13 protein-coding genes are annotated in these 16,223 nt (G+C 35.9%); 12 read left to right on the top strand and 1 reads right to left on the bottom strand.

The genetic code is table 11. The annotated features are described in order from the left end of the window. Window positions 1-2: 2 nt before the first annotated feature. The 10 genes from C9J38_RS04445 to C9J38_RS04490 all read left to right on the top strand — a co-directional run bounded on the left by C9J38_RS04445 (window position 3) and on the right by C9J38_RS04490 (window position 11,165). Window positions 3-1,430 carry a phosphomannomutase gene (locus C9J38_RS04445; protein WP_304588849.1) on the top strand — a complete coding sequence of 476 codons (1,428 nt, stop codon included), beginning with the start codon at window positions 3-5 and terminating at the stop codon, window positions 1,428-1,430. Next, window positions 1,423-2,232, top strand: a complete 810-nt coding sequence (locus tag C9J38_RS04450) for a phosphorylcholine transferase LicD (RefSeq protein WP_107206045.1) — start codon at window positions 1,423-1,425, stop codon at window positions 2,230-2,232. The genes C9J38_RS04445 and C9J38_RS04450 overlap by 8 nt, the downstream gene beginning before the upstream one ends. Next, window positions 2,222-3,751, top strand: a complete 1,530-nt coding sequence (locus C9J38_RS04455) for a choline kinase family protein (protein ID WP_107206046.1) — start codon at window positions 2,222-2,224, stop codon at window positions 3,749-3,751. Before C9J38_RS04450 ends, C9J38_RS04455 begins: the two co-directional genes overlap by 11 nt. Continuing rightward, the gene (locus tag C9J38_RS04460; RefSeq protein WP_107206047.1) at window positions 3,741-4,685 is read left to right on the top strand and encodes a DMT family transporter; all 945 of its coding nucleotides are present in this window, start codon (window positions 3,741-3,743) and stop codon (window positions 4,683-4,685) included. The genes C9J38_RS04455 and C9J38_RS04460 overlap by 11 nt, the downstream gene beginning before the upstream one ends. After that, complete coding sequence (locus tag C9J38_RS04465; RefSeq protein ID WP_107206048.1) at window positions 4,682-5,368, top strand: sugar phosphate nucleotidyltransferase; 687 nt, start codon at window positions 4,682-4,684, stop codon at window positions 5,366-5,368. Before C9J38_RS04460 ends, C9J38_RS04465 begins: the two co-directional genes overlap by 4 nt. A gap of 9 nt (window positions 5,369-5,377) precedes the next feature. Further along, entirely contained in the window at window positions 5,378-6,205 is an 828-nt protein-coding gene (locus C9J38_RS04470) for a glycosyltransferase (RefSeq protein ID WP_233218468.1), read from the top strand. A 49-nt stretch (window positions 6,206-6,254) separates the two neighbouring features. Further along, window positions 6,255-7,490 (top strand): sugar transferase, encoded by a 1,236-nt coding sequence (locus C9J38_RS04475; protein WP_199195409.1) that lies wholly within the window; start codon window positions 6,255-6,257, stop codon window positions 7,488-7,490. 74 nt (window positions 7,491-7,564) lie between these two features. Continuing rightward, on the top strand, window positions 7,565-8,005 hold the full coding sequence (locus C9J38_RS04480; RefSeq protein ID WP_107206049.1) for a phosphotyrosine protein phosphatase: 441 nt from the start codon (window positions 7,565-7,567) through the stop codon (window positions 8,003-8,005). A gap of 177 nt (window positions 8,006-8,182) precedes the next feature. Continuing rightward, entirely contained in the window at window positions 8,183-9,556 is a 1,374-nt protein-coding gene (locus tag C9J38_RS04485; protein ID WP_107206050.1) for an MBL fold metallo-hydrolase, read from the top strand. Between the two features lie 310 nt (window positions 9,557-9,866). Next, complete coding sequence (locus C9J38_RS04490; protein ID WP_107206051.1) at window positions 9,867-11,165, top strand: glycoside hydrolase family 18 protein; 1,299 nt, start codon at window positions 9,867-9,869, stop codon at window positions 11,163-11,165. A gap of 72 nt (window positions 11,166-11,237) precedes the next feature. Here the strand turns inward: C9J38_RS04490 and mnmC are convergent, their stop codons facing one another. After that, window positions 11,238-13,295 (bottom strand): bifunctional tRNA (5-methylaminomethyl-2-thiouridine)(34)-methyltransferase MnmD/FAD-dependent 5-carboxymethylaminomethyl-2-thiouridine(34) oxidoreductase MnmC, encoded by a 2,058-nt coding sequence (gene mnmC, locus C9J38_RS04495; RefSeq protein WP_107206052.1) that lies wholly within the window; start codon window positions 13,293-13,295, stop codon window positions 11,238-11,240. A 332-nt stretch (window positions 13,296-13,627) separates the two neighbouring features. Here mnmC and fabB point away from each other — a divergent pair, with 332 nt between their 5' ends. Continuing rightward, window positions 13,628-14,842, top strand: a complete 1,215-nt coding sequence (fabB, locus tag C9J38_RS04500) for a beta-ketoacyl-ACP synthase I (protein WP_107206053.1) — start codon at window positions 13,628-13,630, stop codon at window positions 14,840-14,842. 205 nt (window positions 14,843-15,047) lie between these two features. Continuing rightward, entirely contained in the window at window positions 15,048-16,214 is a 1,167-nt protein-coding gene (locus C9J38_RS04505; RefSeq protein ID WP_107206054.1) for a nucleotide sugar dehydrogenase, read from the top strand. Window positions 16,215-16,223 lie beyond the last annotated feature (9 nt).

The raw sequence follows: 16,223 nt of genomic DNA on the forward strand, positions 1-16,223 counted from the left end.
TGATGTTAGTGTCAAAAGAGGTTATTAAAGAATCGGGTATTCTATTTGGTACCAGTGGTGCTCGTGGATTAGTTGAACAGTTCACTGCTAATGCTTGTGCTGCTTTTACTCATGCATTTCTTACTTCTATTCAATCACAGTTTGCATTTCAGCAAGTTGCTATAGCGATTGATAATCGACCAAGCAGTCCAGCAATGGGACAAGCATGTGCTAAAGCTATTGAGCAGTTAGGGCTTGAGGTGGCTTATTATGGTGTGGTACCAACCCCCGCGTTAGCTTACATGTCAATGCAAGATAATATCCCTTGTATTATGGTCACAGGCAGTCACATTCCTTTCGATCGTAATGGTTTAAAGTTTTACCGTCCCGATGGAGAAATCAGTAAAGCGGATGAACAGGCTATTTTAAATGCCACTACTGAATTTGAAGCTATTACGGATTTGCCTGTCTTAACTGTAAGCGATAAAGCGGCAAACCAATATATTAAGCGCTACACTTCTTTGTTTGATAGTCAAATGCTGACAGGTAAGCGTATTGGTATTTATGAACATTCCAGTGCCGGGCGAGACCTTTATGCGCCGATGTTTGAAGCATTGGGTGCTGAAGTCATTGCTCTAGAGCGAAGTGATAAGTTTGTACCGATTGATACGGAAGCGGTATCAGACGCAGACAAGCAAAAAGCAAAAAACTGGTCAAAAGAGTATAACCTTGATTTTATATTTTCAACCGATGGTGATGGTGACCGCCCATTGGTCGCTGATGAAAACGGTGATTGGCTACGTGGCGATATTTTAGGTTTGCTGTGTGCTGATGCAATGAATATTGAAGCTCTAGCTGTTCCTGTAAGTTGCAATACTGCCATTGAAGGCTGTGAGCGTTTTAATCATGTAACACGTACAAAAATAGGTTCTCCTTACGTCATTGCTGAGTTTGATTCGTTATTGAAGCAATATAATTCAGTAGCAGGTTTTGAAGCTAACGGTGGCTTTTTATTAGGCTCTCATACATTAGTTAATGGTAAAGCAATTAAAGCATTACCTACTCGTGATGCAGTATTGCCTGCATTGATGCTATTATCAGCAGCAGTAATAAAAGAAAGACCAATATACAACTTAGTAAATGCATTACCTCAGCGTTTTACACACAGTGATCGTATTCAGAATTTTGCAACTGAAAAAAGTATAGCAATTCTTAAAGAAGCAATAGAAAATCCTGCTAAGTTTTTATCGAAAATAGGCCTTGGTAATATAGATATAACAACTGTAGATATAACCGATGGGCTGAGAATAACGTTATTTAATGGAGATGTTATTCACTTAAGACCCTCAGGAAATGCACCTGAGTTTAGGTGTTACATAGAGTCAAATAATATTGAGTCAGCCCAAAATAAATTGTGTTTAGTTTTTAACTTTTTGATGAAAAATGAATAATATAAAGAAAGCTCAAGATAGGATGCTTACTATTCTAGTTGAAATAGATCGCATTTGTAAATTAAACAATATCAATTATTGGTTAGATGCGGGCACATTACTAGGTGCGAAAAGACATCTTGGCTTCATTCCTTGGGATGATGATATTGATGTTTGTATGTTAAGAGAAGACTATAATAAATTTATTGATTGTTGTAAGTCAGAGTTAAATAGTGAATTCTTTCTACAGACTGCTGATACTGATAAACATTATCCGAAAAGAACTATTCCATGTAAAATAAGGTTAAATAACACTAAAATCATTGAAAGTGATGATGTTTTGTATGGTGTTGAAAACGGTGATTTTCATAAAGGATTGTTTGTTGATGTATTTCCAATGGATTACTACTCAGAAAATAAAAATATAATTAGAGTACAAAGGTTGTTTTCTGTTTTATATTATATAAAGACATCTTCGCTGTTTAAAAAACATAAGTCATATTTGAGATATATACTAGCAATTGTTTCAAAAATATTGCCATGGAAAGCTATAGAGTCATGGAAAAAAAATATAATAAAAAGTCAAAATGTTAAATATAGTGAAAATGTAGGTTATGGTATAGAAATTCCAAACTGCAATTATTTTAATAACTATGATGTAATATTTCCTTTAAAAGAAATTAAGTTCTGTAATTTTTATTTTAGTTGTCCAAACAATACCGAAAAATATTTAGAAACACTATATGGAAAAAATTACATGCAATTGCCAGAAGAAAGTAAGAGAGTTAATCACTCTGTATCGATAGAACTATATGAAAAATAAAGCTATTATTCTTTGTGCTAATCAAAAACATAATAAACCAGTAAGTTGCTTGAGCTTTCAAGGTCAATTAGTAATAAATAAGATTATTGAGAATGTTAAATTTTATAATATTGAGTTAATAGATGTTGTTGTTGATGATTATAATTATGAGTGTTTTATTAGTAAGGTTAATGATCCGAATGTAAATATTATACCAATATCATCAATTAAAAATTTTTCACTACACACTCTATGTTCTTATGATTTAAGTGATCCTTGTGTGGATTCTTATATTATTATTGATGGAAATATTATTTTTGACAGAAAAGCTATCGATGTGTTGTTGAAAAGTAACAATAATAACTCTGTATTAGTGACAAACTCAAGATATGAAGAAAACCATATAATTAATATTTCAAATGATTTCTTATCGGTTGGAGTAAATGATAAAGAAACGTATAAAGAATATCTTGGTTTATTTAAAGTATCTAATGACTTATATAAATATTTATTTGAATTATATATTTCCGGAAATGAATGTTCATTTGATAAAAAAATCATTGATAGTGATTATTTAGTGTCAACATGCTATTTGGATGACTTTCTCTGGTTTGAGGTGCCAAGTGAATCATTAAATACTGAAGAGATAAGTGATTTTTTATTAAGATTAAATAGATTATATGCTACATTTGATAATGATGAAGTGTTAAATATATTTGAGAAGAACATAAATAAAAAAGTTAGCTTAATAGAGCCTCTCGGTGGGATGACTAATAAAAACTTTTTAGTTACTGATTGTTGTAACTCTAAATATGTTATAAGAATTCCAGGAGTAGGAACGGATAGTATAATAAATAGAACTAATGAAAAGCATAATACATATGTTGCTTCAATCTCTAACATAGATATAAAGCCTAGTTATTTTTCAACTGTTGATGGTGTGAAAATTACTCCTTACATAAATGGAGCTGAAACTTTAAATAGAAAAACAGTTAAAGAAAATATTTTATCATGCTCTCTTTTATTAAAAAGATTACATAAAGGAAATAATAAATTTAATAATCTATTTAGCATTAATGATGAAGTTGATAGTTATTATCAAAAAATTAAAAATAAAGTTTTTTATGATGAGTTGGAAGTTTTTTATCCAATTGTTAAAAAATTAATATCTAAATATAACAAATTGGATTTTAATTTCTGTTCTTGTCACAATGATACAGTTCCAGAGAATTTCATAAAATCAAATGGAGATATGTATCTGATTGATTGGGAGTATTCTGGTCTTAATGATCCTCTTTGGGATTTAGCAGCTCTTTATCTAGAAGCTGATTTTAATAGTTATGAAATAGAACAATCATTATTTTGTTATTTTAATCGTAAAATAACAGATGATGAGTTATTTAGATTGAATTGTTGTTATATATTTCAAGATTATTTATGGACATTATGGTCAGTAGTTAAGTCAGAATCTGGTAGTGATCATTATGATTATGGCTTAGGGCGATTTGAGCGATTTAAGGCTAAATTAAATGGACTTTAATCTGAAATATAATAACGGCTATAATTTAGGGCTATTTTCAGGTGTTTTTTGGGCTGTTAATGCGGCATTATTAAGCTTTATATTAAGTCAAGAAGGGATTCCTAATTTTGGTTTATATATACCTTTAGGTGTTATTTTAGTTGCCTTTATCCATGATTCTTTTTCAGCAATTACTGTATTTATTTTCAAAATTAAATTAAATGATTTAAAGAAACTTAACATAAGAAAGCATTATTATTTATCACTCTCAGGCTTTTTAGCTGGACCTGTAGGTCTGACATGTTACTTACTAGCGATAAAGTATCTTGGGGTGGCTGTAGCAACAAGTACAGTGGCAATATACCCGGTTATAATAGCAATAGTTTTATCATTTTTATTTGGAGAGAAAATTAAAAAATATACTATATTGTCAATTTTACTTACTGTTATAGGTTGTATTGGAGTTAATCTTTTCTCTGCAAATACTATTTTTGTCGAGAAGATTTTCATGGGGATATTTTTTTCAATAATTTGTGTGTTCACATGGTCTTTTGAATGTATAGTTGTTGATAGATTGTCCAATGATGATTCTTTAGATTCCAGTGTTATGTTATTTATAAGGCAGTTATCATCAGCTTTATTATATTTTGTTATTATATCTTTTATTATAGACTTTGATTATAGTGTTTTCTTAGCGTTTAATTATAAAATAGTTTCTTGGATACTTTTTGCGTCCTTGTTTGCCACGTTATCATACTTAACGTGGTACTCATCTATAGATAAACTTGGGGCGCCAATTGCGACATTATTGAATGTAACGTACTCTTTTTGGGGAGTATTTATATCTTATCTATTTTTGAATCAATACGTTGATATTCCAATGTTTATTTCTATGTGTCTAATACTATCAGGTGTGTCAATTTTACTTGTTAATAAAAATAAAGGTTTAGAGTGAGAGCAATAATTTTAGCCGCAGGGTTGGGTAGTAGATTAAGACCTTTAACTAATGTAACACCAAAAAGTCTATTATGTGTTAACGGTAAACCATTAATTGAAACACAGATTGAGTATCTTCATGAAATAGGTATTAACGATATTACAATATTGACAGGTTACTTATCTGCTAAATTTAACTATCTTACTGAAAAATACAATGTATCATTAAAGCATAATAAATATTATGACAAATTTAATAATATTTATTCGATGAGTTTAATTATTGATAAGCTTGAAAACTCATACGTTATTGATGCTGATGTTTTTATGAATAATAATTTTCTTATAAAAGAGATATCATCTTCTTTATACTTCTCTGGTAAAAAGAACTCATATAATGAATGGAAACTTAATTTTGATGATACTTTAAAAGTAAATGAAATTAGTTTTAGTTGTGGTGAAGATTACATCATGAGTGGCGTATCATATTGGTCTTCTAAAGATGCAAAAATTTTAAGTGAAAAGTTAAGTCTAAAAATGAAATTAAACTCTTCTAATTGGATGAACCTTTATTGGGATGATATTGTTAAAGAAAATATTAATGAATTGGATGTATATGTATCTAAAATCAAAAGTGATGATTGGTTTGAAATCGATACTGTTGAAGATTATGAATCTTTAGTACAAAAATTTTCTAAATAAGGTCGAACAATGAATTATGAGGAAATGAACAAATGTAACATCTCTGTATTAATTTCTATTTATTATAGAGAGGAGTCTGATAATTTAGATTTATGTTTGAAATCGTTATTTCAGCAAAGCATGAAGGCAAAAGAAATAATAATTGTACATGATGGACCTTTAACTGATGATTTGTATGAATGTTTGTCATACTGGAAGGTAAAACTACCCATCGTAGAAGTTATTTTAGAAAAAAATGTAGGTTTAGGGTGTGCATTAAACATAGGATTGAATAGGTGTCAATATGATTTAGTTGCTAGAGTTGATACAGATGATATAAACCTACCAAACAGATTTGAAATTCAATATGAGTATATGTCTAAAAATATTCATATAGCTATGTGTGGTTCTCATATTTCTGAATTTGAAGAAAATCCTGAACAGATTGTAAGTATGCGTAAAGTTCCTGTTGGTGATGCGATTAAAAAGTTTATTTTTAAACGAAACCCCTTTAATCATATGACTGTTATGTATAGGAAGAGTGCGGTTATTAATTCAGGTAGTTATCAAGATTTAAAATTCATGGAAGATTACTATTTATGGATTCGTATGTATTTGAAGGGCTTCGAGTTGGATAATTTGGATATGGTTCTTGTTAATGCTCGAATTGGTAATGGTATGTTAGAGAGAAGAAAGGGATTTGACTATTATAAATCAGAACTTAGGTTTATGAAGTATCTTCTTAACGCTGATGTACCTAACAAACCTCGTATTGCTGGTCGATTCTTAATTCGTTCTCATATTAGACTGCTACCGAAATCTTTATTGAGAAGAGTCTATAAAATTACACGTAAGTAAATTATAATGCTTGATTAAAGTATCAATTTTGTGGTATTTGAGAATATTAATGAACATAAAACCAATTCAAAAACTGTTATCGAACTCATACATTTGCCACTTTATTGGCATTTTCTTTGTTGTTTCAATGCTGAATGTACTTTTTCCATTCAAACCAGCAACGGTAGTAAACTCTATTTGGATTACATCTGGTTGCTATCTAATCAGTGCTATTGTTTTGCCAAAAATATCCACATATTTATTAGTTGAACGTAAGTATTATATCTTACCTGTAGTGACTACAGTATTTGTTGTCGCAATGAGCTTAGTCTTTTTAACTCGTGTTGATTATTCGCGTAGCGCACTGATTTATGGTGGATTATTTTCCTTTCTTTGGTTTTATGTAACCTCCCTGTTACGTCAAGAATCTCAGCGCTTAGTGCTATTCGCGATTCCAAATTTTGATATAAAGTCTCTTAATCAAAAAGGACGAGTTCGTGTAATTGAACTAAAACAACCGTATAATATTACTGATGTTAAAGGTGGTTTAGTTGTTGATTTACATAAGAACTTAGCTCCCGACTCAGAGAAGTTCATTGCTGATTGTAGTTTGGCTAATATTTCTGTCTTTCATGCTGAAAGCATAAAAGAGATGCTTGAAGGTAAGGTACAAACCCAGCATCTATCTGAGAATGCAATCGGTACTTTGTTGCCAAATCCGCTTTATATGGCATTTAAACGTTTTTGGGAGTCGTTAATAATTATTGCATCTTTTCCTATCACTTTGCCTATTATGGCGATTACTGCGATCTTAATTAAGTTGGAAAATCCAGGTCCTGCAATGTTTATACAGGAGCGAGTAGGTCAAGGTGGTAAGGTTTTCCGTATCTACAAGTTTCGTAGCATGACTGTAAAGGAAGCTGGTGCAGAAGATAAGTTTGCAACCCAAGAGCAAGCTCGTGTTACAAAAGTTGGTAAGATTATCCGTAAAGTACGTATTGATGAACTCCCTCAATTCTTTAATGTGTTGAAGGGCGATATGTCTCTTATTGGACCTCGACCAGAACAAGATAGTTTTGTTAAACAGTTTGAGCAAGAAATTCCATTTTATGGTTATCGACATATGGTGAAACCTGGTATTACTGGATGGGCTCAGGTTGTCCAGGGGTATGCAGATGATACGGAATCAACTACTGAGAAGTTAGCTTTTGATTTATATTATATTAAGAATTTATCTTTCTGGTTAGATGTTAATATAGTATTTAAAACAATTCGCACAATGCTGACTGGTTTTGGCGCCAAATAGATTTAATATGTCATTTTATAAGGGCTCTTTGTTATCATACAAAGAGCCCTTTTTTATTTTAAACGGAGTTAACCATGTTCAACAAAATCCTAGTGGTTTGTGTGGGCAATATTTGCCGCTCTCCTTCGGGTGAACGTATATTGCAGAAAAAGTTGCCATCTAAACATATAGCTTCAGCGGGCATTGCAACCCAAAAAAGTGGATTAGTGGGCAAAGGTGCTGATCCGATGGCATGTGAGGTGATGGAGCAATATGGTGTGGATTTATCCGATCATAAAGCGCAGCAATTAACGCCTGAGTTATGTCATGAATATGATCTGATTTTAGTGATGGAAAAAGGGCATATTGAAGCTGTAACCAATATTGCTCCTGAAGCACGAGGTAAAACTATGTTGTTTGGACAATGGGTTGGTCAACGTGACATTCCAGATCCTTATCGCCAGAGTCGTGAAGCATTTGAACATTCATTAACTTTAGTGGATCAAGCGTCACAAGCGTGGGCGGCTAAACTTTAATTTTCAGTTTATAAATATGGTTTATTTATTGATTTAGTAGTATGTTGTTTGTGTGTCACATGGTTGTTTTTCGTTGATTTCGTGAGCCTGCTCTGATTCTAGTTGTTAATATTTCTATCATGGTAATAGCTCTGTCATTATCAAAAATTGGACGAAATATAAACACAAGGAATGTTCGTGGATATTATTCACCATGGAGCAAAAACTGGCGTAACAGGATCGTGCCATGAGTTAGTGATTGGTAATAGCAGCCTATTAATTGATTGTGGTCTGTTTCAGGGTGCTGAAAATAAGAATAATAAGTTTGATATTGAATTCGATGTTAAACGTATTGAAGCGCTCTTGATCACTCATAGCCATATTGACCATATTGGTCGTATCCCATGGCTACTTGCTGCAGGTTTTACCGGTCCAATTTATGCGACAGAAGCAACGGCAGCATTATTGCCGTTAATGCTTGAAGATGGTTTAAAAATTCAATTAGGATTTAACTCTCAGCAATGTAAGCAGTTTACACAACTTATTCAGCAAAGAATACGTCCTGTTCCTTATGATTGTTGGGCGAAAGTCGTTTTATTAAATGGAGATAGTGTCTCTGTTCGCTTTCGTCAAGCCGGTCATATTCTAGGTTCTGCCTATATAGAAGTCGAGCTTCCAGAACAAAATACTGTAGTATTTAGTGGCGATCTCGGTCCTTGTAATACACCACTATTAACCGATCCTGTTTCTCCTGAAAAAGCCGATGTGCTTGTGATTGAAAGTACTTATGGTGACAAAGCCCTACATGATACCCAGCAACGTGAAGCTCATTTGCGGAAAATTATAGAACATTCATTACAAGATGGCGGAGCAATTTTAATTCCTGCTTTTAGTGTAGGTCGTACACAAGAGCTATTATTTGATATTGAGAATATATTAGCCGATGTGTTAACAGGTTCTAGTCATGATAATACCTATCGACGCTGGAAATCGTTACCCGTGATCTTAGATTCACCGTTAGCCTTGAAGGTGACGGAGCAATATCGCCATTTTCAAGAGTTATGGTCAAAAGAAGCAAAAGATCGACGTTATATGGGGCGTCACCCTCTTTCTTTTGAACAGTGTATTACGATAGAAACACATCAAGATCATATCGAGTTAGTTAATCGTTTAAAGCATTCAGGGGAGCCTGCGATTATCGTTGCCGCAAGTGGAATGTGTGCAGGCGGACGGATTGTTAATTACTTAGAAGCGTTATTGCCAGATTCCAGAACGGATGTCATTTTTGCTGGATATCAAGCAGAAGGCACACTGGGGCGAGCGTTATGTAACGGTGATGAAGTGGTTGAAATACATAATAAAGTAATAGATGTTAAAGCCAATATTTATCAAATGTCAGGTTATTCGGCTCATGCTGCGCAAGATGATTTGGTCAAGTTTGTTGCTGGGATCAATGAGGGTCCCTCTGTGATCCGTGTTGTTCATGGTGATGTTGTTGCGCAAACACAACTGGCAAAATGTTTACAAGACTGTAAGCCCGAAGCCCATATCATTATTGCTGCTCATGAATAGCAATATGATTCAATAGTATTTCTAATGTCTTTATTTTGAGAGTGATTACGCTGTTTGCTCTCAATATAATAAGATGCTTTGTATTGAATAAAATTAATGGTTTAAATTTCATTTCAATTATAAATAAGAGCTGAATCTGAAAAATATCTAAAAATTAGTCTTTACGCTTTTTATTTATCCCTTCTTATCAATATTCAAACTAAGGTAGTCATTACTCTATATTGGCTTATTGTTATCTTAGCTGTTGTTCTGTTTTTATTGTGAAGCTAAAAGCATTAGCCGCTAGTTATAATGATAAATAAGGACATTTATGAAAGCGATTTTACCTCTTACGATAGCCGCTCTATTAAGCTCTTCAGCCGTTGCCGCTGATTCTCCTGTTGTTGCGGGTTACTTTGCCGACTGGCAATACAATAATGAAGCTAATCCTTATACTGTTAAAGATATTCCTGCAGGTAATCTTACTCATGTTATTTATGCTTTTTTAAGCATGTGCGGTCCACATCAAGGTGCGAGTGATGCGGTACAGAAACAAATTGAAGCTGCATGTCAGGGTAAAGAGCCTTTTAGTGCGGTGATAGTTGATCAAGTATCAGCATTACAGAAAGATTTTGGGCCGACGAAAGCTAAGGTTGCTTATAAAGGACATTTTGCTCAGCTTAAAGATTTAAAAAATGAAAAGCCGGAATTAAAAATATTGCCTTCTTTTGGTGGTTGGACAATGTCTGAACCTTTCCATGCAATGGCAAAAGATAAAGCATCGATTGAGCACTTTTCAAAATCAGCTGTTGAACTTATTGCCCAGTATGATTTTTTCGATGGTATTGATTTAGATTGGGAGTACCCAGGTGGTGGCGGTTTAACAACCTCTCCTTGGAATCCTGATACTAAATTATCGGATGAGCAGAAAGCATCAGAAAAAGAAGCGTATACCCATTTAGTTAAAACACTGCGTTCTGAGTTAGATAACTTAGAGAAGAAAACAGGGCGTGAATATGAGCTTTCTACTGCTGTTGGTGTAGGAAGTAAAGCAGAGTCAATTGATTGGGCTGCTGTTGCTCCGCACTTAACTAATATGTTTGCGATGACTTATGATTATTTAGGTGGATGGGGGACACAAACAGGGCATTTAACTAATCTTCATGCAACGGATAATGGTTGGTGGGGAATGGGCACCGATGTCTTTGTGAATAAAATGATTTCTCTGGGGATCCCTGCTGATAAATTAGTTGTTGGTGCGGCATTTTATGGTAGAGGTTGGGAAGGAACCAAAGGATTTGATGGCAAAGCCATTCCGAAAGAGCTTTCTTCTACGCAAGGTGCAAGTTTTGGTACCTCAGCACAAGAGCCTGGTTACTTTATGTATTGGGACTTAAAACGTAACTATACAAAAGCACAAGGCTATATCTCAGGTTATGACGAGAAAGCTGAGGCACCTTACTTGTGGAATGAAGAGAAACAAGTCTTTATTAGTTATGATGATTCACGCTCGGTAAAAGCCAAAGCTGATTGGGTGAAGAAAAACAAGCTTGCAGGTCTTTTTGTATGGGATTTATCTGGCGATGAAAATAATGAACTAATGAATGTTATGTCGGCAGAATTGAAGTAACGGTAAAATAAAGAAAGCGCAATAAGTTATCCGCTAGTAATTAGAGGATAGTCATTGCGCTTTTTTATTAATTTATAGTGCCTGAATTGCTTTGCCTTTAAGTAGCTTTCTAACCCACATGCGACCTGGGTGGAGCGCTTCAAGTACGTCAAGTGGTAGTGGTAGTGGGTCACCACAAATTTGCGATGCTAAGAGTTCACCGAGTAATGGTGCTGAGCTTAATCCACGAGAGCCTAAACCAACAATAGCAAAAAGATTGCTATAGATTGGGGCAGCTTTCGCTGATATTTGATTATCTCTAAGATCATCATATTGCTGTAATAAATCATCATAACGACAAACATTACCCACATACGGTAAGTGATCTCGTACTGCACAACGAATACCAACACGTGCTCTGTTGTGAACATCAAAGCCATCGATATCAATTTGTTTAGGCCACTCAACATTAGGTAAGCAGTTTACTAACCGTTGCTTGTTATCTTGTTGGTCGTTTTCATTAAAATTAAGATCAATATTACGACGATCGTAACTTGCTCCAATGCAGTGACTTTGGTTTTCTGGATTTATTGGAGTGAGATAGCCGTCATAACAAAGCACCGTTTTTAGCTCGCCCAGTGATGGGTTGGTCGGCACGTGGCTGACTTGCCCGCGTACAGAAGAAGCAGGGATCTGCTGGGTTTGAGGATATTGATTAAAGCGGTGACCATTAGCCAAAATAACCGTGCTATGCCGCGTTTCACTACCATCTGTAAAAGTCAGTTGCCATTGAGTTTTGTTAACTTGTTCTAGCTGACATAATTCTTTTTGTGTTTGTAGCGTCAGTTTCCCTTCATTAACGGCATGTTCAATTAACGCTGTGGTTAACTCTTTAGGTGATAGCCATCCGCCAAGTGGGTAATGAACACTTTCAAACCCCGTTTCAACACCGGTAATTTGCGTGGTTTGTTTTTTATCGAGCTTATGAACAAGTTCAGATGCAAAACCACCATTGATGATATTTGCGAGTTTATGGCTTGATTTATCATCCCATGCTAATTGGGTTACACCGCACCAGTTATGACTAAAATCGCTGTGAATTGCAGCTTGCTCTATAAGTTGTCGTGCATAGATAAAAGCGCTAGAGAAAAAACGGGATAACTTATCATTATTGCCATTCAATAGCGGGTAGACTGCGCCTTGTCGGTTGCCTGATGCACCTTCAGCAAGTTCATTGTCAGCGCAATATAATGTGACATTTTGACCACGACGAAGCAAAGCCAGTGCGGTAGTTGCTGATGCGATACCACCACCAATAATCGCAATATTTGCGTTTGGCTCTGTCTGTGCTTCACGATTATACCAAGGCATAATATTCGTTTTATGCTGACGTTCAACAACGTGACCTACGATCATGTCACGTTTAGTACCAAAGCCCTTGGTTTTGCGCATATCAAAACCGGCTTCTATTAACCCTCGACGAACAAAGCCCGCAGCGGTAAAGGTTGCTACGCTACAATCTTTACGTGCCATTTTAACCATGCCGTTAAATAAGTTTTGATTCCACATTTCAGGGTTTTTGCTAGGGGCAAAACCATCAAGGAACCATGCATCGACGATACCCTCATCGCCAACCCATACTTGAGGGATACAATCTTTAATATCACCAAACCAGAGGTCTAAGGTGATCATGCCATCTTCTAATACGATACGATGACAGTCTGCAATAGCGGGTGGGTAATGGGCATGAAGTTGCTCTGCAAACTCAGCAAGTTCAGGCCATGCTTGATGGGCTTTAATCAAATCTTGCTGAGTTACCGGGAATTTTTCAAAGCTGATAAAATGTAGCTCAGTGGTTGTGGCATCAGGGTGTTGAGAGCGGTAATCTTTAAATGCTTTCCATACGGCTAAAAAGTTTAATCCGGTACCAAATCCTGTTTCTGCAATAACAAAACGACGACGGTCACCGTCAATCCAGCGCTCAGGTAAGCCATTTTGCTTAATGAAAACATAGCGCGTTTCTTCTAATCCATTAACGTTGGAGAAGTAGACATCATCAAAGTTATTTGAGACGGGGGTTCCCACATCATTCCAATCAAGAACGGCATTTTCAATTTGTAAGGGGGATTTTTCTTGTTGTGAAGAAGACAAAAGGGAAACCTCTTTTATAACGGACAAACGATTATGAAAAACTTGGTTTAAATATCACCACTTTTAGGCGTAATATAGAAAGAAATGGCAATTTTGAACCGATTGTACCCGAATATCAGGAAAGCTGACCACTTTTTACCACTAAAGCCGTTATAGTCGATAGCTCTGTTATCTCGGTATAACAAACGCCAAACCGCTTTAAGATATGATGTTCCGTTAAGACGGTAAAATTGCTGTTATGAACGCGCATCTTAAAGCCGTTTGGGAGAAAATCCACCGTAGAGAAAGTTCACGGTTAGGCTATATCCAATTAATTTTAGTAGGAAGTCATCATGAAACGAGCCGTAATTACAGGCATGGGCATTGTATCTAGTATTGGTAACAACGTTGCAGAAGTACTAGAGTCATTGAAAACAGGCAAGTCAGGCATTAATTTTTCTGAGCAGTTTGCTGAAATGAAACTACGTTCAAATGTTTGGGGTGATTTGAAAATTAACCCAGCAGAACATATTGATCGTAAAAAAATGCGTTTCATGGGTGACGCTGCAGCTTTTGCTTACCTATCAATGGAACAAGCGGTTGCCGATTCAGGCTTAGCTGAAGATCAAGTTTCTAATGAGCGTACTGGTCTTGTGGCAGGTTCAGGTGGCGCGTCTTCGCATAACCAATACATTGCAGTTGATACGCTACGTGAAAAAGGCGTGAAACGTGTGGGTCCTTACATGGTACCCCGTACAATGTCTTCAACGGTTTCTGCGTGTTTAGCAACACCGTTTAAGATCCGTGGTGTTAACTACACCATGAGCTCTGCATGTGCAACATCTGCACACTGTATTGGTCACGCATTAGAGCTAATCCAACTGGGCAAACAAGACGTTGTTTTTGCAGGTGGTGGTGAAGAGCTAGATTGGTCATTAACGATGATGTTTGACGCAATGGGCGCACTATCAACCAAATATAATGATGATCCATCAAAAGCATCACGTACTTATGATGCTGATCGCGATGGTTTCGTGATTTCTGGTGGTGGCGGTATGGTTGTGGTTGAAGAGCTAGAACACGCACTAGCACGTGGCGCAAAAATCTACGGTGAGATCGTCGGTTATGGCGCAACATCTGATGGTTACGATATGGTTGCACCTTCAGGTGAAGGCGCAGTTCGTTGTATGAAGATGGCGATGCAAGATCTAGATGCGCCTGTTGATTACATCAATACTCACGGTACATCAACGCCTGTTGGTGATGTGAAAGAGTTAGGTGCAATCCAAGAGCTATTTGGCGAAAACAGCCCTGCAATTTCTGCAACAAAAGCCATGACGGGTCACGCATTGGGTGCGGCGGGTGTGCACGAAGCGATTTATTCAACATTGATGTTAGAGCACGGTTTTGTTGCACCAAGCATCAATATTGATAACCTAGACGAAGCAGCACAAGGTCTTGATATTGTGACTGAGAAGCGTGATGTTGAACTGAAGACTGTTATGTCTAACAGCTTTGGTTTTGGTGGTACTAACGCAACACTAGTGATTAAGAAATACGAAGCGTAATCGTATTTAATTACTCACCGTTTATATTAAGAAAGAGCCATAAGTGATTATGGCTCTTTTTTTATTCACTCTTTTTCAATAATACAGTGAGATAGTTGTTAGTTATTGCTGCTTTTGTTTTTTTAACATGTTTTCAGTTACACTAAAGTCAGTAGGCAAGGGTTGAATTACAGTTACTTGCACATTTATTCATTGAGGTTAGGTAATGAAAATTACTGTGGTGGGAACCGGCTATGTCGGTCTGTCTAATGCGGTGCTGTTATCTCAGCATAATGAGGTTGTTGCACTCGATATTATTGAAGAGAAAGTTGCGTTAATTAATCAAGGTCTCTCTCCAATTGTTGATACGGAAATTGAAGCGTTTTTACAGCATAAAGTATTGAACCTTGTAGCAACAACGGATGCATCACATGCTTATGATGGCGCTGAATTTGTCATTATAGCGACCCCAACTGATTATGATCCGATCACAAATTACTTTAATACCAGCTCAGTAGAAGCCGTTATTAAAGATGTGATAGAGAAAAATCCATCAGCGACCATGGTGATTAAATCAACCGTGCCTGTTGGATATACAGAAAGTATTAAAAAACAGTTCGGCATTACAAATATTATGTTCTCGCCAGAGTTTTTACGTGAAGGTCGTGCACTGTACGATAATTTACATCCTTCTCGTATTATTGTTGGTGAACGTTCAGAGCGAGCTGAGATCTTTGCAGGACTATTAAAACAAGGTGCTGAAAAGCAAGACATTGCCGTTTTATTTACAGATTCTACAGAAGCAGAAGCGGTAAAATTATTTTCCAATACTTACCTTGCGATGCGTGTGGCTTATTTTAATGAACTTGATAGCTATGCGGAAGCATTAGGCTTAGATAGTCGTCAGATTATCGAAGGCGTAGGTTTAGACCCTCGCATTGGCAATCATTATAATAATCCATCCTTTGGTTATGGTGGTTACTGCTTGCCGAAAGATACTAAGCAATTACGCGCGAATTACCGTGACGTGCCGAATAACATTATTGGTGCGATTGTGGATGCGAATACCACACGTAAAGACTTTATTGCAGATTCAATTATTGCCAAACAGCCTAAAGTGGTTGGGGTTTATCGCTTAATAATGAAATCGGGGTCAGATAATTTCCGTGCATCCAGTATTCAAGGCATCATGAAACGTATAAAAGCCAAAGGTATTGAAGTGGTGGTGTTTGAACCCGTACTGGAAGAAGATGAATTCTTTAATTCGAAAGTCATCAAAGATCTTGAAGCATTTAAAGCGATGTCTGATGTGATTGTTTCTAATCGTATGGCGGTTGAACTTCAAGATGTACAAGAAAAAGTGTATACCCGAGATTTGTTCGGGGCTGATTAAGTAAAGCAG

This window comes from Photobacterium sp. GB-210 (genome assembly GCF_003026075.1).
In the GTDB taxonomy this organism is placed as follows: domain Bacteria; phylum Pseudomonadota; class Gammaproteobacteria; order Enterobacterales; family Vibrionaceae; genus Photobacterium.